The 23,198-nt window shown below is 73.8% G+C and carries 20 protein-coding genes; 11 read left to right on the top strand and 9 right to left on the bottom strand.

Annotation, left to right across the window (positions count from 1 at the left end; genetic code table 11):
• The gene (locus IH80_RS0126470) at nt 1–2,916 is read left to right on the top strand and encodes a DEAD/DEAH box helicase (RefSeq protein WP_234432392.1); all 2,916 of its coding nucleotides are present in this window, start codon (nt 1–3) and stop codon (nt 2,914–2,916) included.
• A complete protein-coding gene (locus IH80_RS0126465; protein WP_030963825.1) occupies nt 2,913–4,118 on the top strand; it encodes an SWIM zinc finger family protein in 1,206 nt (401 codons plus the stop codon). The genes IH80_RS0126470 and IH80_RS0126465 overlap by 4 nt, the downstream gene beginning before the upstream one ends.
• On the opposite strand, the gene IH80_RS0126460 is transcribed toward IH80_RS0126465, so the two are convergent.
• On the bottom strand, nt 4,099–4,647 hold the full coding sequence (locus IH80_RS0126460) for a hypothetical protein (protein WP_030963824.1): 549 nt from the start codon (nt 4,645–4,647) through the stop codon (nt 4,099–4,101). The genes IH80_RS0126465 and IH80_RS0126460 overlap by 20 nt on opposite strands.
• A 126-nt stretch (nt 4,648–4,773) precedes the next feature.
• Between IH80_RS0126460 and IH80_RS0126455 the strand changes: the two genes are divergently transcribed.
• Entirely contained in the window at nt 4,774–5,460 is a 687-nt protein-coding gene (locus tag IH80_RS0126455) for a chaplin (RefSeq protein ID WP_030963823.1), read from the top strand.
• Here IH80_RS0126455 and IH80_RS0126450 read toward each other — a convergent pair.
• A complete protein-coding gene (locus IH80_RS0126450; protein WP_030963822.1) occupies nt 5,453–6,121 on the bottom strand; it encodes a DUF2293 domain-containing protein in 669 nt (222 codons plus the stop codon). The genes IH80_RS0126455 and IH80_RS0126450 overlap by 8 nt on opposite strands.
• Before the next feature lie 148 nt (nt 6,122–6,269).
• Here IH80_RS0126450 and IH80_RS0126445 point away from each other — a divergent pair, with 148 nt between their 5' ends.
• A complete protein-coding gene (locus tag IH80_RS0126445; protein WP_051809947.1) occupies nt 6,270–6,668 on the top strand; it encodes a cupin domain-containing protein in 399 nt (132 codons plus the stop codon).
• Between the two features lie 28 nt (nt 6,669–6,696).
• Here the strand turns inward: IH80_RS0126445 and IH80_RS0126440 are convergent, their stop codons facing one another.
• On the bottom strand, nt 6,697–8,151 hold the full coding sequence (locus IH80_RS0126440) for a WGR domain-containing protein (RefSeq protein WP_030963818.1): 1,455 nt from the start codon (nt 8,149–8,151) through the stop codon (nt 6,697–6,699).
• 91 nt (nt 8,152–8,242) lie between these two features.
• On the opposite strand from IH80_RS0126440, the gene IH80_RS0126435 reads away from it, so the two are divergent.
• On the top strand, nt 8,243–8,890 hold the full coding sequence (locus IH80_RS0126435) for a uridine kinase (RefSeq protein WP_030963817.1): 648 nt from the start codon (nt 8,243–8,245) through the stop codon (nt 8,888–8,890).
• 258 nt (nt 8,891–9,148) lie between these two features.
• Entirely contained in the window at nt 9,149–9,691 is a 543-nt protein-coding gene (locus tag IH80_RS0126430) for a hypothetical protein (protein WP_030963816.1), read from the top strand.
• A 69-nt stretch (nt 9,692–9,760) separates the two neighbouring features.
• Here IH80_RS0126430 and IH80_RS0126425 read toward each other — a convergent pair whose 3' ends face one another.
• Together IH80_RS0126425 and IH80_RS0126420 are read right to left on the bottom strand one after the other, a co-directional pair.
• Nucleotides 9,761–10,666, bottom strand: a complete 906-nt coding sequence (locus IH80_RS0126425; protein WP_030963815.1) for a carbohydrate kinase family protein — start codon at nt 10,664–10,666, stop codon at nt 9,761–9,763.
• Nucleotides 10,663–11,607, bottom strand: a complete 945-nt coding sequence (locus IH80_RS0126420; protein WP_030963813.1) for a pseudouridine-5'-phosphate glycosidase — start codon at nt 11,605–11,607, stop codon at nt 10,663–10,665. Before IH80_RS0126420 ends, IH80_RS0126425 begins: the two co-directional genes overlap by 4 nt.
• A 545-nt stretch (nt 11,608–12,152) precedes the next feature.
• Here IH80_RS0126420 and IH80_RS0126410 point away from each other — a divergent pair.
• Entirely contained in the window at nt 12,153–12,527 is a 375-nt protein-coding gene (locus tag IH80_RS0126410) for a cupin domain-containing protein (protein WP_030963811.1), read from the top strand.
• On the opposite strand, the gene IH80_RS0126405 is transcribed toward IH80_RS0126410, so the two are convergent.
• From IH80_RS0126405 to IH80_RS0126395, 3 genes are all read right to left on the bottom strand, one after another.
• Nucleotides 12,517–13,722 (bottom strand): MFS transporter, encoded by a 1,206-nt coding sequence (locus tag IH80_RS0126405; protein WP_107056907.1) that lies wholly within the window; start codon nt 13,720–13,722, stop codon nt 12,517–12,519. The genes IH80_RS0126410 and IH80_RS0126405 overlap by 11 nt on opposite strands.
• A gap of 256 nt (nt 13,723–13,978) precedes the next feature.
• Nucleotides 13,979–14,542 (bottom strand): methylated-DNA--[protein]-cysteine S-methyltransferase, encoded by a 564-nt coding sequence (locus tag IH80_RS0126400; protein ID WP_030963809.1) that lies wholly within the window; start codon nt 14,540–14,542, stop codon nt 13,979–13,981.
• Nucleotides 14,543–14,589: 47 nt separating this feature from the next.
• Complete coding sequence (locus IH80_RS0126395) at nt 14,590–15,492, bottom strand: glycerophosphodiester phosphodiesterase (protein WP_030963808.1); 903 nt, start codon at nt 15,490–15,492, stop codon at nt 14,590–14,592.
• 234 nt (nt 15,493–15,726) lie between these two features.
• On the opposite strand from IH80_RS0126395, the gene uvrB reads away from it, so the two are divergent.
• From uvrB to IH80_RS0126375, 4 genes are all read left to right on the top strand, one after another.
• Nucleotides 15,727–17,892, top strand: a complete 2,166-nt coding sequence (gene uvrB, locus IH80_RS0126390) for an excinuclease ABC subunit UvrB (protein WP_030963806.1) — start codon at nt 15,727–15,729, stop codon at nt 17,890–17,892.
• Nucleotides 17,893–17,980: 88 nt separating this feature from the next.
• Nucleotides 17,981–18,559, top strand: a complete 579-nt coding sequence (locus IH80_RS0126385) for a TerD family protein (RefSeq protein ID WP_030963805.1) — start codon at nt 17,981–17,983, stop codon at nt 18,557–18,559.
• Between the two features lie 44 nt (nt 18,560–18,603).
• A complete protein-coding gene (locus IH80_RS0126380; RefSeq protein ID WP_030963804.1) occupies nt 18,604–20,556 on the top strand; it encodes a TerD family protein in 1,953 nt (650 codons plus the stop codon).
• A 239-nt stretch (nt 20,557–20,795) separates the two neighbouring features.
• Nucleotides 20,796–21,779 carry a TerC family protein gene (locus tag IH80_RS0126375; RefSeq protein ID WP_030963803.1) on the top strand — a complete coding sequence of 328 codons (984 nt, stop codon included), beginning with the start codon at nt 20,796–20,798 and terminating at the stop codon, nt 21,777–21,779.
• 27 nt (nt 21,780–21,806) lie between these two features.
• Here the strand turns inward: IH80_RS0126375 and IH80_RS0126370 are convergent, their stop codons facing one another.
• The gene (locus tag IH80_RS0126370) at nt 21,807–23,132 is read right to left on the bottom strand and encodes an MFS transporter (RefSeq protein WP_051809945.1); all 1,326 of its coding nucleotides are present in this window, start codon (nt 23,130–23,132) and stop codon (nt 21,807–21,809) included.
• Nucleotides 23,133–23,198: the final 66 nt, after the last annotated feature.

Here is a 23,198-nt window from a genome sequence, read left to right as displayed (position 1 = left end):
ATGCCGGCGCAGCCGGAGACGACGACGCAGACGCCTGCGCAGGCGCCGCGGTGGTCGCGGCCACCGGCCCTGCAGCAGTCGCAGTCGCAGCAGCCGACGCCGCAGGCGTCCGCGCTGCTGCGTCACGCCGCCGTCTTCCTGCCCGCCGCCGTTCCCCGGGAGGGCCGGGTCGCCTTCTGGTCGCCCGCCGGGGACCCGCTGCCCGAGGCCGGCACACCGGGCCCGCTCACCGTCGTCCGTCCGCACGGCACCGGGGTCCGCAGCCGGACCGTGCCCGCGGTGACCTTCTCCGTCGCCGCCGCCCTGCCCCTGCTCGTACGGGCCCCGCGCAGCCCCGCCGCGCATCCCGCCACCCGGGCCTGGGGCACCGCCGCCACACAGGCCCTCACCCTGGCCGCGCGCGGCAGGCTGCTCCCCGGGCTCACCCCCGAGGGCGTCGACGCCTGGCGGGCCGGCCCGCTCGACGCCGCCGACATCGCCCATCTGCGTGCGATCGCCGCCGCCCTGCCCCACGAGGGGCATGCGACGCCCCTCACCGGGCGTCGCCCGCTCCGGCTGCCCGAACCGGAGGCACTGGTCCGCGCCTTCCTCGACGCCGTCGCCGACAGCCTGCCCCGCACCCCTGCGGCGGCCGTCGCCGCCGGACGGCCGTTCGCCGCCCGGGAACCGCAGCCGGTCCCCGGGATACGGGAGTGGGCCGCGCAGGTCGCGGCCGGGGCCGACGCCGGAGTCGGGCTCTCGCTCCGGCTCGACCTGTCCTCCTTCCGCCTCTTCGACGAGGCCGAGGGGGAGGAGACCCGGCGCGCCGGCGCCGCCGTCGTCCAGGTGCACAGCCTCGCCGACCCGACGCTGGTCACCGATGCCGGGCAGTTGTGGGCCGGCACGGCCGGGGCCGGCTTCGGGCCCCGCGCCCGGATCGACGCCGTGCTCGCGCTGCGCCGGGCCGCGCGGGTCTGGCCGCCCCTGCTGCGCCTGCTGGACCAGCCCGTGCCCGACGCCCTGGCGCTGTCCGACCCCGAGCTGGAGGACCTGCTGGGGGTGACCGCGACCCGGCTGGCGGCCGCCGGAGTCGTGGTCCACTGGCCGCGCGACCTGGCCCGTACGCTGTCCGCGACCGCCGTCGTACGGTCCACCGCGCCCGGGTCCGCCATCGACGGGACCGCCTTCTTCGACGCGGAACACCTCTTCGCCTTCTCCTGGGAGCTGGCCCTCGGCGGCGACCGGCTCACCCCCGGCGAGATGGACGCCCTGGCGCAGGCCCACCGGCCCGTCGTGCGGCTGCGCGACCAATGGGTACGGGTCGACCCGGAGCTGGTGCGCAAGGCGCGCAAGCGCGAGCTGGGTCTGCTCGACCCGGTCGACGCGCTGGCCACCGCCCTGTCGGGCACGGCCGAGGTCGACGGCCAGCAGGTCGAGGCGGTGCCCGTGGGGGCGCTCGCCGCCTTGCGGGAACGGCTGACGGCGCAACTCGCCCCGCTCCCGCAGCCCGCCGCGCTCAGGGCCACCCTGCGCGACTACCAGGCGCGCGGCCTGGCCTGGCTGGACCTGATGACCTCCCTCGGTCTCGGCGGCTGCCTCGCCGACGACATGGGCCTGGGCAAGACCGTCACCCTGATCGCGCTGCACCTGCACCGGGACCGCCGCGAGCCCACGCTCGTGGTGTGCCCCGCCTCCCTCCTGGGCAACTGGCAGCGGGAGATCGAGAAGTTCGCGCCGGGCACCCCCGTGCGCCGCTTCCACGGCGGCGGCCGCAGCACCGAGGACCTGACGTCCTGCACGGGCGGGTTCGTTCTCACCACCTACGGGACGATGCGCGCCAGCGCCGCCCTGCTCGCCGAACAGCGTTGGGGCATGGTCGTCGCCGACGAGGCGCAGCACGTCAAGAACCCCCACTCGGCGACCGCGAAGGCGCTGCGCACGATCCCGGCGCCGGCCCGGGTGGCGCTGACCGGCACTCCGGTGGAGAACAACCTCTCCGAGCTGTGGGCGCTGCTGGACTGGACCACGCCGGGGCTGCTGGGTCCGCTGACCGCCTTCCGGGCCCGGCACGCCCGCCCGGTGGAGCACCAGCAGGAGGAGGACGGCGGCAACGAGGCGGCGGTCGCCCGGCTGTCGGCGCTGGTCCGGCCGTTCCTGCTGCGGCGCAAGAAGTCCGACCCGGGTATCGCGCCCGAGCTGCCGCCGAAGACGGAGACCGACCACCCGGTGTCGCTCACGCGGGAGCAGGTCTCCCTGTACCGGGCCGCGGTGGACGAGGCGATGGCCGTGATCGAGTCCAGCGAGGGCATCGAACGCCGCGGCATGATCATGAAGCTGCTGGCGTCGCTCAAGCAGATCTGCAACCACCCCGCGCAGTACCTGAAGGAGGAGCAGCCCCGGCTCCCGCACCGCTCGGGCAAGCTCGCCCTGCTGGACGAGCTGCTGGACACGATCGTCGCCGAGGGCGGTTCGGTGCTGGTCTTCACGCAGTACGTGACGATGGCCCGGCTCATCGAGCAGCACCTGGCGGCCCGCGGGATCGCCGCGCAGCTCCTGCACGGCGGCACCCCGGTCGCGCGCCGCGAGGAGCTCGTGGACCGCTTCCAGGCGGGCGAGGTCCCGGTCTTCCTGCTGTCCCTCAAGGCCGCCGGCACCGGCCTCAACCTGACCCGCGCCGGCCACGTCGTCCACTTCGACCGCTGGTGGAACCCGGCCGTCGAGGAACAGGCCACCGACCGCGCCTACCGGATCGGCCAGACCCAGCCCGTACAGGTCCACCGGATCATCGCCGAAGGCACCGTCGAGGACCGCATCGCCGAGATGCTGGAGGCGAAGCGGGCCCTGGCCGACGCCGTCCTCGGCTCAGGGGAGGCGGCGCTGACCGAGCTGACCGACCGCGAGCTCGCCGACCTCGTCTCCCTGCGGAGGCCCGCATGATCACCGCACGGGACGGCCGCCGCCGCACCTTCGAGACCGTGCCCGCCGGGGTGGAGGCGGTGAGCTGGTGGGGCCGGGCCTGGGTGGCCGCCTTGGAGGAGGTCTCCCGTGACCCGGCCCGTCTGGCCCGGGGCCGCGGGTATGCCGCCGGCGGGCACGTCGACGCGGTGACCGTCACGCCCGGCCGGATCGTCGCGTACGTCCGGGGCAGCAGGCCCCGCCCGTACCGCACCGAGCTGGTCCTGCCGGCCTTCGCGGACGCGGAGTGGAGCGGGCTGCTGGAAGAGGTCGCGGCCGACCCGGCGGCGCTCGGCGCCCTCCTGGAGCGAGAGGTTCCGCAGTCGCTGGCGGGGACCGTCCTGCCCGGGGCGGGCGAGCTCGTCCCGCACTGCTCCTGCCCGGACGTCGGGCGCCCGCCGTGCAAGCACGCCGCCGCCCTCTGCTACCGGGCGGCCCGCCTCCTCGACGAGGACCCCTTCGTCCTGCTGCTCCTGCGCGGCCGCGGCGAGCGGGAGCTCCTCGACGACCTGACCCGCCGCAACGCCGCCCACGCGATCCGCGAACAGCCCGATGCGGCACCGGACTTCCCCGGCGTACCGGCCCGGGAGGCGCTCGCCCGGACCGTGCTGCCGCCGCTGCCCGCGCCGCTCGCCGCGCCCGCGGCGGCTGGCCTCCCGCCCGCCTACCCGGCCGACCCGGCGGCCCCGGACCCGCTGGCCCTCGACCAGCTCGCCTCCGACGCGGCCGCCCGCGCCCTCGCGCTGCTCACCACCGGCGAGGACCCGATCGCCGGGCTCACCCTCTGGCAGGACGCCGTCCGGCTGGCCTCCGCGGACCCCACGGCGGGCCTGACGGGTGCTGCCCGCGCCCTCTACCGGGACCTGGCCCGCGCCACCGGGCATACCACCACCGACCTCGCGCGGGCCGCGGCGGCCTGGCGCCAGGGCGGCCGTCCCGCCCTGGCCGCGCTCGAAGAGGCCTGGGACCCGCCGGCCGGACCCTTCGACCGGGCCCGCCCGGCGCTCCTCGCCGCGTCGCAGGGGGTCTTCCGCCCCGACCGCAACCGCCTGACGGCCCACACCCGCCAGCTCCGGCTCGGCCGTGACGCCCTCTGGTACGCCTACGAGTCCCGGCCGGACGATGACGACTGGTGGCCCACGGGCCGCCCCGCCGCGGACCCGGTCAGCGCCCTGCTGGGCTGAGGCCCTCCGCCCAGCGGGTCAGGGCCGTGAAGTCGCGGTCCCGCAGGCCGTGGCGCGGGTGGACGCGCAGCAGGAGGGCCGGGGCAGGATGGTGGGCGGCGACCCACGCCCGGTCCCGCGGGGTGATCATGTCGTCGACCCAGGCGAAGGGGCGGCCGGCCGCCCAGTCCCTCAGGTGCCGGGTCTTCCAGGAGAGGCCGTCGGGGTCCTCTGCGAACAGTTCGGGCCATTCGACGACGGACAGGTCACCGGGGAGCCCGATGTGCGGGGAGATCAGGGTGTTGGCCTGGTGCGTCCACGCGGTGGCCCAGGTGAGCTCGAAGGGCAGGGCCAGCAGCCGGGCGCCGTGGGACGGATGGAGGCGGACCCGCGCACCGCGCCGTGCCCTGCGGGATTCGGGGTCGCGGTAGGAGAGCCAGACCTCCGGCCACATGCGGTGGCTCTTGTACCCGCGCAGTCCGGCGAAGGGGGCGCGGAAGGGGTTGAGGGGGCCGTCCACGTCGAGGAGGAGCAGTGGGCGATCAGTCATGAAGTACCCAGTACCCAGTACACGATTGAGTGAAATGCCTACCGCTTCTATAACCCGTATGGGTTTGCAGGCGTTGTCTCCGGTGCGGGGCAAGGCCCCGAAATCCACCGGAAGGCAGGGAAAGTGATGCGTAACAGTCGTCGAAGCGGCTTGATCGCGGCGGTCGTTGCGGGCGGCGGTCTGGCCGTGGCGGGTGTGGGCGGATTCGCCCACGCCGACGCGGACGCGGACGGCAGGGCCGAGCGCTCGCCGGGTCTGCTGTCCGGGAACCTGGTCCAGCTGCCCGTGAAGCTGCCGGTGAACGCCTGCGGGAACACCGTGAACGTGGTCGGCTTGCTGAATCCCGCGGCCGGCAACCGCTGTGCGAACCAGTCCGGGGGCGGCGGCCATGCCGAGCAGGGCGGCGGGAACGGCGGGGGAGCAGCGGCAGAGGGGCGCGGAAAGGATTCCCCGGGCGTATTGTCAGGCAATGGGATCCAGCTGCCCGTCGACCTCCCGCTGAACGTCAGCGGCAACTCCGTCAACGTGGTCGGCATCGGGAACCCCGCGCACGGCAACACGTCCGTCAACGGCGAGAAGCCCACGCCCGGCAAGCCCGTCCAGCCGCCCGTGGAGAAGCCGGTCACCCCGGCCGAGCCGGTGACCCCCGTCACCCCCGTCACGCCGGTCGTCCCGGTCACCGAGGTCCAGCCGCCGCGGCACAGTGACGCGCTCGCCCACACCGGCGCCGACGGCGTCGGCTACCTGGTGCCCGCCGGCGGCGCCCTGCTGCTCGGAGGCGCCCTGCTCTACCGCCGCTTCCGCCTCAACTAGCCTCCCGCCGCGGCACGGTGCGCCATCCGTCCAGGATGGCGTCGATCCGCGCGGCCAGCCGGGCGCGGGCCGCGAAGCGGGGGACGCCCGCCATCAGCAGGGCGTCGTACTCGGTGTCGGTGTGCCGTACGGCCGCCCGCACCGCCACCGAGACCGCCGCCTCGTCCAGGGCCCGCCCGGCCGCGGTGCGGCCCACCCGGCCGCTGCCGCGCTGCGAGGCATGGGCGGCGATCGCCACGGCCCGGTCGGCCGGGCAGCCGGGGAACAGCCGCACTATCTCGGCGGCGAACGCCGCCGTGAAGCGGACGTCCTGCGCCGCGCGACGCAGCCGGTCGCGCTCCCGGCGGCGCGCCCGCGCCTCGGAGTCCGCCAGGCAGGCGCGTTCCGCGTCGGCCAGTGCCGCCTCCTCGACGAGGAGCCCGAGGCGTTCGTACCGACGGCGCCGCTTGTGGAAGCGCACCACGACCGCGCAGAGCGCACTCGCCTCACGCGAACGGCGGGTCAGCGCGGCGTCCCCGCGCGGCAGGTAGACGAGGTGCCCCAGATCCGCGCAGTCCAGACACCGGGGCACACCGGCCTCGCGCACCAGATGCCGGAGGGGCCCCTGCCGGCACTCCGCGCAGTGGATCTGCTTAAGCGACTCGAACACGACCAGGCTCATACAGGTGTGATACCGCCGTCCGGTCCTCATATCACCTGGTGGGGAAGGGAGGTTGAGCTTTCACCGACTCTTCCGGATTCGGCCTGATCACTCCTACGGTGGGCCGGGGACCAGGGACCACGGGGGTCGGTCCACGGAGGAGGAGCACATGGGCGCACGGCGGACGACCACGGCGCGACCGCCGGTGACCGGCTTCGGCATGGGCACCGGCAGGGCATGCGTGACCATGATCCCCGCAGGCCGGGAGATCGTCATCCCGCCCGGCGGCTGCACCGGCTGGCACTACCACCGGGTGCGGCTCGAAGCCGTCGTCCTGGCGGGCACCCTGACCCGGGTCCTGCACGACCTCACCGTCGAGGTGCACCGGCCCGGGACCGCCTTCGTGGAACCCGCGGGCATCGGACACATACACCTGGGCCACAACCTGGGCACCGAACCGGTCGTCCTCCACGTGACCCCCCGGCTGCCCGAGGGGACCCCCTTCTCCATACCCACGCCGGCCCCGGCCGGCGCCACCCCGGCGGTCTGCCTCCGCCACACCCACTGAGCCGCCCCCCCGGGTCGTCCGGCCGCGCTCACACCAGTCGGCGTATCTCCCCGCGGACCCGGTAGAAGCCCCCGGAGGCCGCGTGCAGGCCGTCGACCACGTACCGGGCGCCGACCTCCCTGATCCCCCGCGGGAACTGCACGTTCCAGGAGGGCTCGAAGCCGCCCGACACCACCTGCACCCGCATCCGGCCGCCCTGCTGGACGCACTCCACCACCACGGCGCCCGCCGGTTCCGAGGCCACCGCGGCCATCGAGACCGTCGCCACCGCCGAGGCCGAGGCGGCCGGGGTGAACACCGGCAGCGCGGCCGCCGACTTCACGTCCATCGGTGCCGGCACCGAACCCTGCTGGGCCGCCGCGATCGCCTGCTCGCTCGCGTCCACGCAGACCAGGGAGCCGTCCGTGGTCACCAGATACAGCCGACCGTCCAGGTACTGCATCGACAGCGCCGAGCCGCCGCCGGTCCCCAGCTTCCACAGCCGGTTCCCGTCCGCGTCGAAGCAGTAGACCGAGGAGGAGGAGTCGCCCGCGAAGACATGGCGGCCGTCCGGCGAGGTCGCGCACGAATACACCGCCGCGTCGCACCGGTAGGTGGCCTCCGTCGCCCCCGAGGCCTTCGACAGCCGCTGCACGGTGTTGCGGACCGTACCCGCGTACACCGAGTGCTCCTCCTGCCAGCCGAACAGGACCCCGCCCGGGGTGGCGCTGTGCCACAACTGCCCGGTGCCGTCCGATGCGTAGGCCGTCACACCGGCGCTGTGCCCGTGGTAGACCGCCCGCTCGTCGGCCCGCACCATCCACGCGCCGGACCCGGAGGACTTCCGCGACCACTGGTGCTCGTCCTCGTGGTCGATGACGGTCAGGCCGCCGTTCGCATCGGAGACGTTCAGCACGCCCTCGTGGATGTCCAGCCAGTAGATGTCCACGTCCGCCGCGATGCCGTAGGCACCGAAGGGCACCTTCGACGACAGGTCGTACACGGTGCCGTCGTCGCAGCCCGCGTATATCCAGAACTCGTCCGCCACCAGGCACTTCACCCCGTCCGGCAGCGAATAGCGGGCCAGCACCTCACCGCCGTGGCTCAGCGTGTAGACGTCGCCGGCCTGGTTGCCCACCCAGCAGCGGTCCTCGTCGACGTGGATCCCGAAGGCCGCGGAACCGGTGCGGAAGCGCCACAGCACCGGGGCGACGGCACGCGCCGTCGACGGCGCCGACGTCACCTGGCGGCGCGTCACCGCCCGGGCGGCGCGCTGCCCCTGCACGGCCGGGGCGTACCCCTTGCGGACCTTCTCCCCGATCTTCTTGGCGGCGGCGGCCCGGGCCTTCTCGGCCGTCGGGAACGAGGAGCTCTGCAACTGGCCGGGCGCACCGATCCGTCCGTAGCGCACGGAGACGGCCGTGCCGTCCACGGTCACCTCGTAGAACTTGTGCGCCCCGCCGCCGTCCTGCGACAGCTCCAGATACGTCGTCTCCCGAGCCATGAAGACCCCTCCCCGAAAACCGGTCCACCGGCGCCGTTTCCGCGGTGATCCCTCCTGAGAAAAAGTACGGGCGACCACTGACAATGGGCCGGTGCAGTGGGAAGCGATCACATGGCAGCGGATGGCCGAGCGGCTCGCCGGTCACCTCGACGACCCGGACAACGCCCCCGGCCCCGGCGCCTGGCAGCGCGTGGGCATCGACGGAGCGCCCGCGGCGGACACCGGCGCCCTCGCCGGACTGCTCGCGGAGGAACTGCGGCTGCGCGGACGCGCGGTGCTGGTGGTGCCGACCGGCGGCTTCCTGCGGCCGGCATCCCTCCGCTTCGAGTTCGGCCGCCGGGACGTGGACGCGTACCTGGACGGCTGGTACGACACGGCCGCGCTCTGGCGGGAGGTGTTCGGGCCGACCGATCCCGGCGGGACCGGGCGAGTGCTGCCGGACCTGTGGGACCCGGCGACCGACCGGGCGACCCGCAGCCCCTACGTCGAACTCCCGGCCGGTGGTGTGCTGCTGGTGCACGGGCCGCTGCTGCTGGGGCGGTGGTTCCCCTTCGACCTGAGCGTCCACGTCCGGCTCTCGCCGGGGGCGCTCGCGCGGCGGACCGAGGAGTCCGAGCGGTGGACGGGGGCGGCGTTCGCCCGGTACGAAGCGGAGGCGGATCCGGCTGCCGCCGCCGACGCGGTGGTGCGGGCCGATGATCCCAGGCATCCCGCCTGGACCGGGATCCGGGAGCGGTGACCCCGCGGGTCGGTGCTGAACGCTGCCGCTGCGCGGCGCCTCCCCGCTCCTCCGTTTCCCGTGCGCCGCCCGGACCCGCGCCCCGACCGCCGGCGAGGCCGGGTTTCACCCACCGGGCACAACACCGCGCTCCTCGCCCGCGCCCCGACCGCCGGCGAGGCCGGGGTGGGCGGGCGGTAGCCTCGACCCGTGATGCACGGCGCCGGACGCCGTGGGCTTGACCGGCAAGGCCCGAGAGAGGCGGCCCAGGATCCGCACATGACCCCGTACTCCCTGGCCTTCTACCTCGGCGCCGTCATGACCGGCACGGTCCTCGGCCTGCGCCCCGACGACTCTCCCGAACGCGTGGCGGAGGTCCTGGGGACGGATTACGGGGAGAACGGCGGCCGCAACACCCTCTGGCGGGACTACGGCCTGGTCGAGTTCCACTGGCACCGGGGCCGCGCCGCCGACCCGTGGTCGGGCCACCACGTCAGCCTCCAGGTGCACCGCCTCGCCCACCGTGACCGCGCCCTCACCGGCGGCGCACTGCGCGCCCGGTACGGCCGGTTCGCGCCCCGGCTCCGCTCCGACAAGCTGCACCGGCTGCTGGAGCGCCGCGGCGCCCCTCTCGTGCCCCTCCCCGAAGTCCCGCCGCACGCGCCGTACTTCCGCAGGTACGAGCACCCCGTTTCCCGGGCGGCGGTCACGGTCGTCAGCACGTACGGCGAGCACAGCACCCCGCGGAACCTGCGGCCCGGCGACGTGTACGCCATCCACGTCCCGGCGACGGACACCGCACCCGGGGCCAGGAAGGCCTAGGGCGGATCGTGCCGGGCCCGCGGGCACCGACCCATGCGGGCTCGTCCGACAGGATCCGAAGGATGCGCCTCAGGGGCGGCCGCCCGGGTGGGCTATGGCCAGGGCCGCCGCTCGGCAGCCCGTGCGGGCCGACTCCGTCGGGTCCGCTCCCTCCAGGCGGGCCGCCAGGAAGGCGCCCGTGAAGGCGTCGCCGGCGCCCGTGGAGTCCACCACCGCCTCGGACGGCTCCGCGGCCGCCACCTCGGCCGTGATCCGGCCCCGCTCGGCCACCAGCGCCCCCGCCGGGCCACGGGTCACCACGACCAGCGGGACCCGCCGACTCAGCTCCGTCGCCGCCCGGGCCGCCCCGGCCCGCTCCGGCAGCCCGGCCAGCAGCCGCGCCTCGTCCTCGTTCGGCAGCAGCACCCCCACCCCCGCCACGGCGTCCAGGAAGCGCTGCGGGCCCAGAGCCGCCAGGAACCCCGCCGACGCGGGGTCCACGCTCACCGGCACGCCCCGCGTCCGAGCCGCCCGCAGCGCCACCATGGCCAGCTCCCGGCTGCTGTCCGCGAAGAACAGATAACCGGACAGGTGGAGGTGCGCCGCCCCGTCCAGCAGGGACGGAACCCAGTCGGCCGGGCACAGCCGCAGCGAAGCCCCGCTGTCGGTGAGGAAGGTCCGCTCCGCGTCCTTGCCGACGAGGGCCACCACCGTCCCCGTCGGCTCCTCCGGGTCGACGACCAGCCGGGGCCGCACCCCGGCGTCCACCAGGGCCCGTTCGTGCCACCGCGCCGATTCCGTGCCCACCCGCGCGAGGAGGCGTACCTCGGCGCTCCCCGTACGGGCGGCCCAGCACGCCGCGTTGGCCCCCGCCCCGCCCGGCAGGGTCCGGATGCGGGCCGTGGTGTCGGTGGCCGGGGCCAGCGGCTGCGGATGCATGGCCACCACGTCCGTCACCACGTCCCCGACCACGAGCAGCGCCCCCGCCGCGGTCATGCCCGCGCCGCCCAGGCCCCGGCGATCCGGGCGCCGAGCCGTACGTTGCCCCGCACCGCCGCCAGGTTCGCCTCCAGCGAGGCCCCCGCCGTCGCCCGTACCAGGAACCCCAGCAGGAACGGGGTCACGGCCTGCCCCGTGATCCCCTGCTCGCGGCATGCGGCGAGGGCTTCGGCCAGGACCCGGTCGTGCAGCTCCGGGTCCAGCTGCTGCCCGGCCGCCACCGGATTGGCCACGAGCAGCGCCGACTGCTGACCACCGAGCGCGTCCTGAGCGGCCATCACCGCTACGACCTCCTCGGGCCGGTGCACGGTCCAGTCCACCGGCTCGCCGGAATCGGCCAGGTAGAACCCGGGGAACCGGTCCGTGCCGAACCCGAGGACCCCCACCCCCAGCGTCTCCAGCCGCTGCAGCGTGGCCGGTACGTCCAGGATGGACTTCACCCCCGCGCACACCACCGTGATCCGGGTCCGCGCCAGCAGGGAGAGGTCCGCCGACTCGTCCTGCGTCTGCGCCCATTCGCGGTGGACGCCGCCCAGACCGCCCGTCGCGAAGACGCGCAGGCCCGCCCGGGCCGCGAGGAAGGCCGTCGCGGACACCGTCGTCGCGCCGGTCGCGCCCGTCGCCAGTGCGGGCGCCAGATCGCGGTGGCCGAGCTTGCGCACGCCGTCACCGGCGGCGATCCGCTCCAGCTGGGTCTTGTCCAGGCCCGCGCGGGCCACGCCGTCCACGACCGCGACCGTTGCCGGAACCGCGCCCTCCGAGCGGACCAGTTCCTCGAGTTCGAGGCCCACCTCCAGGTTGCGGGGGCGGGGCAGACCGTGCGCGATGATCGTCGACTCCAGGGCCACCACGGGCCTGCCCTGGGCGAGCGCCTCGCGCACCTCTTCCGACAGGACCGGTCCACCGGGCGGGGATGCAGTTGCTCTGTGCTGTGACATGTCCCCATCCATGGCACGGGATCGCCGCCTCCAAACGCACTCCCGTCACAGCCGTCCCAAGCTGTCCGAGTAGCGTTCTCCAGGGACACGCGGCTTCCACGACGGACTCGCCGACCGCTACGAGCCCGTCCACGCGGACCGGGACGCATCCGTCGCCCGGCCGGGCCGGGCCCTCGACGCCCTGCTCAGCGCCGCGCTGGCCCCCGGACCGCACACCGTCCTCGACCCAGCCGTGGCACTGGCACGCCGACGGGGAGCGCTACGACCCGGAGCTCTTCCAGCTGCTGCCGGCCGGTGACAGCTGGCCGCCCCGCACCTCGCGCGGCACGTACTGGGCGCTCGCGCAGGAGCGGACCGCGGAGTTCGCACGGGAGGCGGGCCTGTGCGACACCGCCTGGCACGCGCCGGCGGACACCGGCTTCCACCGGCCGCTCCTCACCGCCGGACGCCCCTGTCCGATTGGACAGGGTGACGCGTAGGCCGGTCCGTTCCTGGACGCTGTGGTCACCGCGCCGGGCGGGCGGGCCGCACTAGGCTGGCGCGCCATGAGCACCAGTGATCACTCCGCCGTCCCCGTCCCCGCCTCGTTCGCCGTCACCGTGGCGGACGTGGAGCTGGAGCCCGACGACCTCGACCCCGGGCAGATCGTCTCCGGCGATCCGGTGGTCACGGGCAAGGTGCTGTGGGAATCGCCCGACGGCAAGCAGGTCCGCGGGATCTGGCAGATCACCCCGGGTGTGGTCACCGACGTCGAGGCGAACGAGCTGTTCGTGGTGATCGGCGGACGCGCCACCGTCGTGGTCGAGGGCGGCGCGACCCTGGAGCTGGGCCCGGGCTCGGCCTGTGTCCTGCGGGAGGGCGACAAGACCGTCTGGACCGTCCACGAGACGCTCCGCAAGGCCTACCACATCAGCTACTGACCCCCTTGGGATCCGCGGGGTGGCGGCGCGCGGTGAACAGGGCGAGCGCCGCCATCGGCAGCAGCAGCGAGGCCCCGATGGCGTTGAGCCAGCCGTAGCCCGCCTGGGACATGATCACGCCGGCGGCGGCCCCGCCGACACCCGCGGCCGTGTTCATCGTGAGGTCGCCCAGGCCCTGTACGGCGGCCCGCGCGGCCTGCGGCACCGAGTCGGTCAGCAGGGCCGAACCGGACACCATCCCGGCGGACCAGCCGAGGCCGAGGAGGAAGAGGCCGAGCGCGCTCCGGCCGTGGCTGGCCCCGGCCGTCCCCGCGAGCAGGGCCGCGACCGACAGCAGCCCGGCGGCGAGGCCGATCACGGTGAGCCGGCCGAGCCGGTCCGCGAGCCATCCCATGAGCGGGGAGAAGGCGAACATCCCCGCGATGTGACCGCTGATCACCAGCCCGACGAGCTCCAGCCCGGCGCCGTGGTGGCCCAGGTCCACCGGGGTCATGACCATGATCGAGACCATGGTGGTGTGGGACACGGCGACGGTCAGGAGGGCGAGCCGGGCCCGCGGTGACGCCCTCACGGCGGCGATTCCGGCGCGGATCGTATGGCCCTCGCGGGTCCGCTCCTCGGGAGCGGCGAGCGCCCGCGCCGTCAGCAGGGGGTCGGGGCGCAGGAGGACGGCGATCAGCACGCCGGTCAGCACGAAGACGACGGCGGCCCACACGAAGGGGCCCGCCGTCTCGGGTATGGAGGTGCCGGCGAAGCTGCGGCTCGCCGGAGCGGACAGGTTGGGGCCGAGCACCGCGCCGAGGGTGGACGCCCACACGACGAGCGAGATGGCCCGGGCCCGGTGGTCCGGGGCGGCGAGGTCCGCGGCGGCGAACCGGGCCTGGAGGTTGGCGGAGGAGGCGGCGCCGAAGGCGGCCATGCCGAGCAGCAGCAGCGGGAAGCTCTTGACGGTGGCGGCGAGGACGACGAGGCCCGCCCCGACGGCGCCGATCCCGTACGCCAGGACCAGGCCGGGGCGCCGGCCGCGCGCGGTCATCAGGGCGGCGAGCGGCAGTGAGAGGAGGGCGGTGCCGATCACCGACGCGGTGGAGGCGAAGCCGGACAGCGCCTCGGTGCCGCTGACCTCGGTGGCGAGCACGGGGGCCAGGGCGATGCTGATGGGCACGCCGAGGCCGCCGAGGACCTGGCCGGCCATGAGCACCCGGGAGGTGCGCTTCTGGAGCCGTGCGAGGTCCGGGAGGGCGAGCGGCGGGGCGGGGCGGTCCGTGCCGGGCGAGGCGGTCACGCCGGACCCCGCCCTCGCGGGTGCGCGGTGCGGGGCGTCGTGGGCGCGGTGGGGCCGGGTGCGGCTGCAGCAGTACTCACCGCCGCAGTGTGCCACCCCTTACCGCCGTGCGGAACCGGGCCGTCACGGCGGGCCGGTCCGGCAGGTCACGGGCGTCACACGGTGCTCAGAACAGCGGCTGGGGGAGCACTCCCTCCAGCGCGAGGAGCTGCCGCTTGGTCTCCAGCCCGCCGCCGAACCCCCCGATGCCGCCGTCGTTCTCCACGACCCGGTGGCAGGGCACCACCACCGGCAGCGGATTGGAGCCCATGGCGTTGCCGACGGCCTGGGCGGCGCCGGGCTGTCCCGCGCGGGCCGCCAGCTCCCCGTAGCCGACGACCGATCCGTAGGGCACGGAACGGTCCAGCTCCTGGAGCACCTGCCGGTTGAAGCCGGAGCTGAGGCGCCAGTCCAGCGGCAGGTCGAAGCGCCGCAGCGTACCGGCGAAGTACGCGGCGAGCTGGCGCACCGGCTCGGCCAGCAGTTCCTCCTCGCCCGGCGCGGGCCGCCGCGCGTCGGCCCCGAGCCGGGAGACCAGCGGTCCTACCATCCGGTCGATCCGGTCCGGCCCGGCATGGAACTCGACCCGGACCAGCCCCTCCGGGGTGGCGGCCAGGAGCAGGGGGCCGATGTCGCTGGCGACGACGGTCCATTCGAGGTGCGGCCCGCGGGGCCGCTCGGTGCTGTCCACGCGTCCACGGTACGGCGCGCCTCCGACAGGTCGCGGCCGTCCGGGGTTCAGAAGCCGCCGACCGCCTCCCGGACCACGTCCGGGGCGTTGGTGATGATCCCGTCCACGCCCATCTCCTGCACCTTCCGGGCGGTCGCGGCGTCGTCCACGATCCAGGTGTCCACCTCCATCGCCCGGCCGTGGGCCCCGAGCAGGCCGTGCACCGCCGCGACCCAGTCGGCCGAGATGGTGGTGTGCCAGGGGTTGATCCGGTCGGTGAACTCCGCGTACCGGGGCAGTTCCGCCACGGGCGGGGTGCCCAGGAACGCCGTCACCAGGTCGGGGCGCAGCGCGTGCACGATGCGCACGCAGTCGGCGCTGAAGCTCTGCACCACCAGGCGCTGCGAGACATGGCGCGGGTCGAGCCAGCCCGCCTCGCCGAGCACCTCCAGGGTCTGCTCCTCGATCCCCGGGTAGAGCTCCGGCTTCTTGATCTCCAGCAGCAGCCGCTGCCGGTTGCGCTGCACCCGGTCGAGGTACTGCCGCAGGGTCGGTACGAAGGCGCCCGCGTACTCCTCGCCGAACCAGCTGCCCGCGTCCAGCCGGGCGATCTCGGCCGCCGTGAAGTCCTTGACCCGCCAGGGCTTGCGGTCGGGGAAGACCTGTTCGACATCGGTGGTCCGGGCCAGGGTGTCGTCGTGGATCACCACCAGCTCGCCGTCCCGGGTGCGCTGCACGTCGTTCTCGACCCAGTCGAAGCCCATGCGCCTCGCCAGGTCGACCGCTTCGAGGGTGTTCTCCGGGGCGTACGCCGAAGCCCCCCGGTGCGCGTACACGACGGGACCCCCCAGGCCCAGCGGGCCGGCGGCGGATCCGGGGCCGGTGGCGGCGTACGACGCCGTCCCGCCCAGCAGGGTGAGGGCGAAGCCCAGGAATGCGGCGGCGGCCGCGGCGGCGGGTCGGACGTACATGTGCGTTCTCCTCGGGTCGTGAGCCCTGTTCCTGCGTCAGACGGGTGCGGAGCGGCAGACGTTGTGGCGATGCACTTCACCGCGATCATGGGGTTGAAGATCACACAGCCGCCACCGAACTACGACAAACGGACCAGAACGGATGACGGCGGCCCGGACCGGCGGGGCCGACCGGAGCGCGCCGGGACCCGGCGGGGAGGCGTGGGTGTCAGTGGGGGGTCGTACGGTGGAGTCATGCGGCCCGTATCGAAGATCGAACGCACGGTGGCGCCTTTCGAGGTCGTCAGCCCCTACCAGCCCAGCGGCGACCAGCCGGCGGCCATCGCCGAGCTGGAGAAGCGCATCCGTGCAGGTGAGAAGGATGTCGTCCTGCTGGGTGCGACCGGCACCGGCAAGTCGGCGACCACCGCCTGGATGATCGAGAAGCTCCAGCGCCCCACCCTGGTGATGGCGCCGAACAAGACGCTCGCCGCCCAGCTGGCCAACGAGTTCCGCGAGCTCCTGCCGAACAACGCCGTCGAGTACTTCGTCTCGTACTACGACTACTACCAGCCCGAGGCCTACGTACCGCAGTCGGACACGTACATCGAGAAGGACTCCTCGATCAACGAGGAGGTGGAGCGGCTGCGCCACTCCGCCACCAATTCGCTGCTGACCCGGCGGGACGTGATCGTCGTCGCCTCCGTGTCCTGCATCTACGGCCTCGGCACGCCGCAGGAGTACGTCGACCGGATGGTCGCGCTCAAGGTCGGTGAGGAGATCGACCGGGACCAGCTGCTGCGCCGCTTCGTCGACATCCAGTACACGCGCAACGACGTCGCCTTCACCCGCGGGACCTTCCGGGTGCGCGGCGACACCATCGAGATCTTCCCGGTCTACGAGGAACTGGCCGTCCGCATCGAGATGTTCGGCGACGAGATCGAGGCCCTCTCCACCCTGCACCCGCTGACCGGCGAGGTCATCAGCGAGGACCGCGAGCTCTACGTCTTCCCCGCCAGCCACTACGTCGCCGGCCCGGAGCGCATGGAGAAGGCGATCAACGGCATCGAGGCCGAGCTGGCCGAGCGCCTCGCCGAGCTGGAGAAGCAGGGCAAGATGCTGGAGGCGCAGCGCCTGCGCATGCGCACCACCTACGACCTGGAGATGATGCGCCAGATCGGCTCCTGCTCCGGCATCGAGAACTACTCGCTGCACATGGACGACCGCGAGCGGGGATCGGCGCCCAACACCCTCATCGACTACTTCCCGGAGGACTTCCTCCTGGTCATCGACGAGTCGCACGTCACCGTCCCGCAGATCGGCGCCATGTACGAGGGCGACGCGTCCCGCAAGCGGACCCTGGTCGACCACGGCTTCCGCCTGCCGTCCGCGCTCGACAACCGGCCGCTGAAGTGGGAGGAGTTCCAGGAGCGCATCGGCCAGACCGTCTACCTGTCGGCGACCCCCGGGAAGTACGAGCTCTCGCGGGGCGACGGTTTCGTCGAGCAGATCATCCGTCCCACCGGCCTCATCGACCCCGAGGTCGTGGTCAAGCCCACCGAGGGCCAGATCGACGACCTGGTGCACGAGATCCGCAAGCGGGTGGAGAAGGACGAGCGGGTCCTGGTCACCACCCTCACCAAGAAGATGGCCGAGGACCTCACGGACTACTTCCTGGAGCTCGGCATCCAGGTCCGCTACCTGCACAGCGACGTCGACACCCTGCGCCGCATCGAGCTGCTGCGCGAGCTGCGGGCCGGCGAGTACGACGTCCTGGTCGGCATCAACCTGCTGCGCGAGGGCCTCGACCTGCCCGAGGTGTCCCTGGTGGCGATCCTCGACGCCGACAAGGAGGGCTTCCTGCGGTCGGGCACTTCCCTGATCCAGACCATCGGCCGCGCCGCGCGCAACGTCTCCGGCCAGGTCCACATGTACGCGGACAAGATCACGCCGGGCATGGAGAAGGCGATCGAGGAGACCAACCGGCGCCGCGAGAAGCAGATCGCCTACAACACGGCGCACGGGATCGACCCGCAGCCGCTCCGCAAGAAGATCAACGACATCGTCGCCACCATCGCCCGCGAGGAACTCGACACCGAACAGCTCCTCGGCACCGGATACCGGCAGGCGAAGGAGGGCAAGGGCGCCAAGGCGCCGGTGCCGGCGCTCGGCGGTCTCGCCCCCCACGCCCCGGCGGGTGCCAAGGGTGCCAAGGGAACGAAATCGGCCAGGGGCGGCAAGGCCGCCGAGGTGCTCACCGACCGCCCCGCCGCCGAACTGGCCTCGCTCATCGAGCAGATGACCGACCGCATGCGCGCCGCCGCGGCGGAGCTCCAGTTCGAGGTCGCGGCCCGGATCCGGGACGAGGTCGGCGAGCTGAAGAAGGAGCTTCGGCAGATGAAGGAAGCGGGCCTCGCCTGAGTCCGGGGGTGTCAGTAGGGTTGGGTCACAGCCGCAGGAACACGCTGCGCACCAGTCAACTGGGGCGGGCTATGGAGAGGGGACGCGCGTGACGGTCAACATGACCAAGGGTCAGGCCATCAGTCTGCAGAAGTCGGACGGAGGGACGCTGACCGCGGTCCGGATGGGCCTGGGCTGGCAGGCGGCCAAGCGCCGCGGACTGTTCGGCTCGCGGACGCGGGAGATCGACCTCGACGCGTCGGCGGTGCTCTTCGCCGACAAGCAGCCGGTCGACGTGGTCTTTTTCCGCCACCTGCAGAGCGACGACGGCTCGGTGCGGCACACCGGTGACAACCTGGTCGGCGGCGTCGGCCAGGGCGGGGACGACGAGGCGATCCTCGTCGACCTCCAGCGCGTGCCGGTCCACATCGACCAGATCGTCTTCACGGTGAACTCCTTCACCGGCCAGACGTTCCAGGAGGTGCAGAACGCCTTCTGCCGCATCGTCGACGAGACCAACGGCCAGGAGCTGGCCCGCTACACCCTCGACGGCGGCGGCGCGTACACCGCGCAGATCATGGCGAAGGTGTCCCGCGTGGGATCCGGCTGGCAGATGACGGCCCTGGGCAACCCGGCCAACGGCCGGACCTTCCAGGACCTGATGCCGGCGATCCTGCCGCACCTGTAGCAGTACCGGAAGAAGAGAAGAAGGCACGGGGGAGGGGCTGCACGATGACGGCCGAACTGGTCCGGGGGCAGAACCACCCCGTGTCCCAGAGCCGGGTGGAGATCAGGGTCTCGGCGGGTACGCCCGTGCTGGCCCTGGCCTCGCTCGCCGACGAACAGGGCCGGTTCACCGGCACCGAGGTCCTCGCCCACCCGGGCGCCAGGACCCTCCCCGGCGTGGACGCGCCGGCGGAACTCGCCGACCGGCACACCTTCGCGGTGGACCTCGACGCCGTCGCGGCGGACGTCCACCGCGTCGGCGTGCTGCTCGTACTGCCGCCCGGCGGCCCGGTCCGCTTCGGCGCGGTCCCGGCCTCCCACGTGGCCGTGGCCGGCCCCGACGGCACCGAGATCGCCGGCTACACCCTGACCGGGCTGGACGCCGAGACCGCCGTGGTCGCCCTGGAGCTGTACCGCCGCCAGGGCGCCTGGAAGGTCCGGGCCGTCGGCCAGGGCTACGCCGACGGCCTCGGCGCCCTGCTCGCCGACGGCGGGCTGTCCGTGCCGGCCGCCCGGGAGCTGGCCGCCACCGCGCTGCGCACGGTCGCCCCGGCGAAGGAGGCCGACGCGAGCCTCGCCACCATGCCCACCCTCGTCGGCGACCTGCGCGCCCCGCAGACCCCCGCCCAGGCCCCGGCGTCCGTCCCGGAGCCCCCGGACCCGATCCCGGTCTCCGGCGTCCCGTACGCCGGTACGCCCGGCCCCGCGCCGGGCGGCGACGGCTCGCCCACGATCAGCTACACCCACCCGCGCCGCCGCCGCACCAGCAGCGAGCCGCCCGAGCCGGCCCCGCGGCCCGCCGCCGCGGCGGAGCCCGGGCAGCCCCCGCGGCCGGTCGCCGGCGACGCCAGCGGCTGGTCCATGGACGAGCGGCTCTACAACCAGGTCTGGGGCATGTTCGAGGACCTGGCCCGCACCGTCGCCGCGTACCGCAGCGCCGTGGAGTTCGCCGACAACCGCATGGAACGCGAGCTCGACGACGCCCTCTCCGACCCGCGCCACCGCCTCGGCGGCTCCGGCAACGCCGCCCGCGACACCGCGCGGGCCCGCCGCGAGGAACTGGTCGCCCAGGCCCAGGCCGTCCTCGACCGGGACCTCGCCCAGCTGATCGCCGAGGCCGAGGTCGTCGAGCCCGCGCTGCCGGCCTCGTACGCCCGCTGGGACAACCCGGTCTGGCACGGCCACCGCACGCCCGAGGAGGGGCCTCTGGCCCTGCGCCTGGGCGACCTGCACCTGCCCGAGCGGCCCGACCTGCGCATCCCCATGCTGGTCCGGCTCCCGCTGGAGCGCGGGCTGTGGATCGACAACGGCCGCACCGGGTCCGAGGCCGCGATGGCCATGGACACCGACCGGCTGCGCCGTGCCGCCATGGACATGGCCGTCGCGCACGCGGTGCGGCTGCTCGCGGTCCACCCCGCCGGCCGGGTCTCCGTCCACGTCATCGACGCGGCCGGGGCCGGCGCCGCCTCCCTGGCGCCCCTGGTACGGGCCGGGGTGCTGGCCGCGCCGCCCGCCGCCGGGGCCGCGGGGGTCACCCGCACGCTGGCCGAGCTGACCCGCCGGGTGGACCTCGTGCAGATGGCGCTGAAGGCCGGAGCGCCCGAGGACCTGCCGCCGGACGTGGACACGGCCGACCAGCTGCTCATCGTGCACGACTTCCCGCACGGCTTCGACGACCGGGCCGTCACCCAGCTGCGCTACCTCGCCGACGAGGGTGCGGCGGTCGGCGTGCACCTGCTGATGGTCGCGGACCGCGACGAGGCGTCGGCCTACGGGCCGCTGCTGGATCCGCTGTGGCGCTCGCTGATGCGGCTGTCGCCGGTCCCGGACAACCACCTCGCCGACCCCTGGGTGCACCACGCCTGGACCTTCGAGCCGGACGTCCCGCCGCAGGGCAGCCGGGTCCTCGACCAGGCACTCGACCGGGTGGCGGAGGCCCGGCGCACTACCCGTCCGTGACCATTCTTTGGCATTCCCTTTACCTTTACCGCCTTCGGCGGGTAAGCTCGTCAGCGCGGAGGGGAGTATTCCTGCTTTCCTGCTACGGCGTGCCCGTCAATACGGACCACCGCCGCGCACACGAGCGCGGTCGGTCCCGGGGCGTCGGCCCACGGCCTCCAGGCCGCCCGGGTGGAAGAGACCTCCGGCAGCGATGACGCTGACGAAGTGCTGAGCCATCCGCCGGAGGCGTGTTCACCATGGAAGTTTCCTGGGCCCTTTGGGTCGCGACCATTCTCGGTCTGTCCCTGCTCATCGGCGCCGATTTCTTCATCGGCCGCAAGCCGCACGACGTGTCGATCAAGGAAGCCGGCACCTGGACGGTCGTCTGGATCGTCCTCGCCGCGCTCTTCGGCCTCGGCCTGTGGTTCTTCGGCACGCCCCAGGCGTCCCAGGAGTTCTTCGCGGGCTTCATCACCGAGAAGTCCCTGAGTGTCGACAACCTGTTCGTCTTCGTCCTGATCATGGCGAAGTTCGCGGTGCCCTCCCACCTCCAGCAGCGCGTGCTGCTCGTGGGCGTACTGATCGCGCTGGTCCTGCGCGCGATCTTCATCGCCGCCGGTGCCGCGATCATCGCCAGCTTCAGCTGGGTGTTCTACATCTTCGGCGCGTTCCTGATCTACACCGCGTGGAAGCTGATCCAGGAGGCCCGCAAGGACGAGGACGACGAGGAGTTCGAGGAGAACCGCCTCCTGAAGTCCGTCGAGAAGAAGTTCGGCGTCGCCGACCAGTACCACGGCACCAAGCTCTTCATCATCAACAACGGCAAGCGCGTGCTGACGCCGCTGATGATCGTCATGCTCGCCATCGGCACCACCGACGTGCTGTTCGCGCTGGACTCGATCCCCGCCATCTTCGGCCTCACCCAGGACCCGTACATCGTCTTCACGGCCAACGCCTTCGCGCTGATGGGCCTGCGCCAGCTGTACTTCCTCATCGGCGGCCTGCTGGAGAAGCTGGTCCACCTCAGCTACGGCCTGTCGATCATCCTCGGCTTCATCGGCGTCAAGCTGGTGCTGCACGCCCTGCACGAGTCCGGGGTGCACGTCCCGGAGATCTCGATCCCCCTCTCCCTGGGCGTCATCTGCGGTGTCCTGGTCATCACCACGATCACCAGCCTGATCGCCTCAAAGAAGCAGGCGACGGCCGAGGCCGCCGCCCGCACCGAGAGCATCGACGCCTGACCCGGCCCGCGGACCGCGTCCGCGGGCCTACACGGGGGCGGCCGAAGCGGCCGCCCCCGTGTCCTTTTCCGTCTCGGCGGCCCCCGCGCCCGGCCTCTTGCGCCCGGCCAGGGGACTGGTCTCCGGCAGCAGCGCGAAGCAGGCCAGGCTGACCAGGGCGATCACCGTCAGGTACGCCGCGACGCCCCACGGCGGACCGGAGCCGTCCGCCAGCGCCGTCGCCACGATCGGGGTCAGCGCCCCGCCCAGCACGCCGCCCAGGTTGTAGCCGACCGCCGCACCCGTGCAGCGGATCCGCGGGGCGTACAGCTCCGGCAGGTACGCGCCGACCACCGCGAACATCGTCACCATGCCCAGCAGCGCCACCGCGAAGCCCAGCGTCATCAGCAGCGGGTCGGCCGTCCGCAACAGCGCCACCAGCGGGAACATCCACACGGCGCTGGCCGCGCACCCCGCCAGGCACAGCGGCCGCCGCCCGTAGCGGTCACCCAGCATCGCCAGCAGCGGCGTCATCAGCCCCTTGAACGCTACGGCCGCCATGATGCAGGCCAGCATCGTCGTGCGGCCCACCGCCAGGTGCTCGGCGGCGTAGGCGAGGGACCAGGTGGTGACCGCGTAGAAGACGGCGTAGCCCACCGCGAGTGCCCCGCCGGTCAGCAGGAGCAGCCGCCAGTGGCCCCGCACCACCTCGGCGAGCGGGGCCTCGGCCCGGCGCCCGGTGGCCGCGAGCGCACGGAACTGCGGGGTCTCCTCCACCGAGCGGCGCAGCCACAGCCCTGCCAGCGCCAGCAGCCCGGCCGCCCAGAAGGGCACGCGCCACCCCCAGGAGGTGAACTGGGCGTCGGTCAGCGACGCGGACAGCCCCAGCATCAGACCGTTGGCCAGCAGGAACCCCACCGCCGGGCCGACCTGCGGGAAGCTCGCCCACAGTCCGCGCCGGTGTTCCGGCGCGTGCTCGGCGGTCAGCAGCACCGCCCCGCCCCACTCCCCGCCGAGCCCGAGGCCCTGGAGGAAACGCAACAGGAGCAGCAGTGCCGGCGCGGCGATGCCGATCGTCCCGTACGTCGGCACGCAGCCGACGGCGACCGTGGCGAGGCCGGTGAGCAGCAGGGAGGCCAGCAGCACCGGGCGCCGGCCGTAGCGGTCGCCGATGTGGCCGAAGACGGCGGACCCCAGCGGGCGGGCGAGGAAGCCCACGCCGAAGGTGCCGAAGGCGGCGAGGGTCCCGGCGAGCGGGGAGAAGGACGGGAAGAAGAGCGGGCCGAGCACGAGGGCCGCAGCCGTCCCGTACACGAAGAAGTCGTAGAACTCGATGGCGGTCCCGGCGAGCGCGGCGGCCGCGAGGCGCGGCATGCCCGGCCCGGAGGGACCCCCGGCCTCAGCGGCCCGCGGGGCCGGAGGAGCGGGGGTGGCGGAAGG

Origin of the sequence: Streptomyces sp. NRRL S-378, assembly GCF_000720645.1 — a bacterium.
Taxonomy (GTDB): Bacteria; Actinomycetota; Actinomycetes; order Streptomycetales; family Streptomycetaceae; genus Streptomyces.
This window is presented reverse-complemented; position numbering and strand designations above follow the sequence as displayed.

Coding starts and splice junctions, on each gene's coding strand:
- IH80_RS0126470 (WP_234432392.1), top strand. CDS start 1: ATGCCGGCGCAGCCGGAGACGACGACGCAGACGCCTGCGCAGGCGCCG.
- IH80_RS0126465 (WP_030963825.1), top strand. CDS start 2,913: ATGATCACCGCACGGGACGGCCGCCGCCGCACCTTCGAGACCGTGCCC.
- IH80_RS0126460 (WP_030963824.1), bottom strand. CDS start 4,647: ATGACTGATCGCCCACTGCTCCTCCTCGACGTGGACGGCCCCCTCAAC.
- IH80_RS0126455 (WP_030963823.1), top strand. CDS start 4,774: ATGCGTAACAGTCGTCGAAGCGGCTTGATCGCGGCGGTCGTTGCGGGC.
- IH80_RS0126450 (WP_030963822.1), bottom strand. CDS start 6,121: ATGAGCCTGGTCGTGTTCGAGTCGCTTAAGCAGATCCACTGCGCGGAG.
- IH80_RS0126445 (WP_051809947.1), top strand. CDS start 6,270: ATGGGCGCACGGCGGACGACCACGGCGCGACCGCCGGTGACCGGCTTC.
- IH80_RS0126440 (WP_030963818.1), bottom strand. CDS start 8,151: ATGGCTCGGGAGACGACGTATCTGGAGCTGTCGCAGGACGGCGGCGGG.
- IH80_RS0126430 (WP_030963816.1), top strand. CDS start 9,149: ATGACCCCGTACTCCCTGGCCTTCTACCTCGGCGCCGTCATGACCGGC.
- IH80_RS0126425 (WP_030963815.1), bottom strand. CDS start 10,666: ATGACCGCGGCGGGGGCGCTGCTCGTGGTCGGGGACGTGGTGACGGAC.
- IH80_RS0126420 (WP_030963813.1), bottom strand. CDS start 11,607: ATGTCACAGCACAGAGCAACTGCATCCCCGCCCGGTGGACCGGTCCTG.
- IH80_RS0126410 (WP_030963811.1), top strand. CDS start 12,153: ATGAGCACCAGTGATCACTCCGCCGTCCCCGTCCCCGCCTCGTTCGCC.
- IH80_RS0126405 (WP_107056907.1), bottom strand. CDS start 13,722: ATGGCCGGCCAGGTCCTCGGCGGCCTCGGCGTGCCCATCAGCATCGCC.
- IH80_RS0126395 (WP_030963808.1), bottom strand. CDS start 15,492: ATGTACGTCCGACCCGCCGCCGCGGCCGCCGCCGCATTCCTGGGCTTC.
- uvrB (WP_030963806.1), top strand. CDS start 15,727: ATGCGGCCCGTATCGAAGATCGAACGCACGGTGGCGCCTTTCGAGGTC.
- IH80_RS0126380 (WP_030963804.1), top strand. CDS start 18,604: ATGACGGCCGAACTGGTCCGGGGGCAGAACCACCCCGTGTCCCAGAGC.
- IH80_RS0126375 (WP_030963803.1), top strand. CDS start 20,796: ATGGAAGTTTCCTGGGCCCTTTGGGTCGCGACCATTCTCGGTCTGTCC.
- IH80_RS0126370 (WP_051809945.1), bottom strand. CDS start 23,132: ATGCCGCGCCTCGCGGCCGCCGCGCTCGCCGGGACCGCCATCGAGTTC.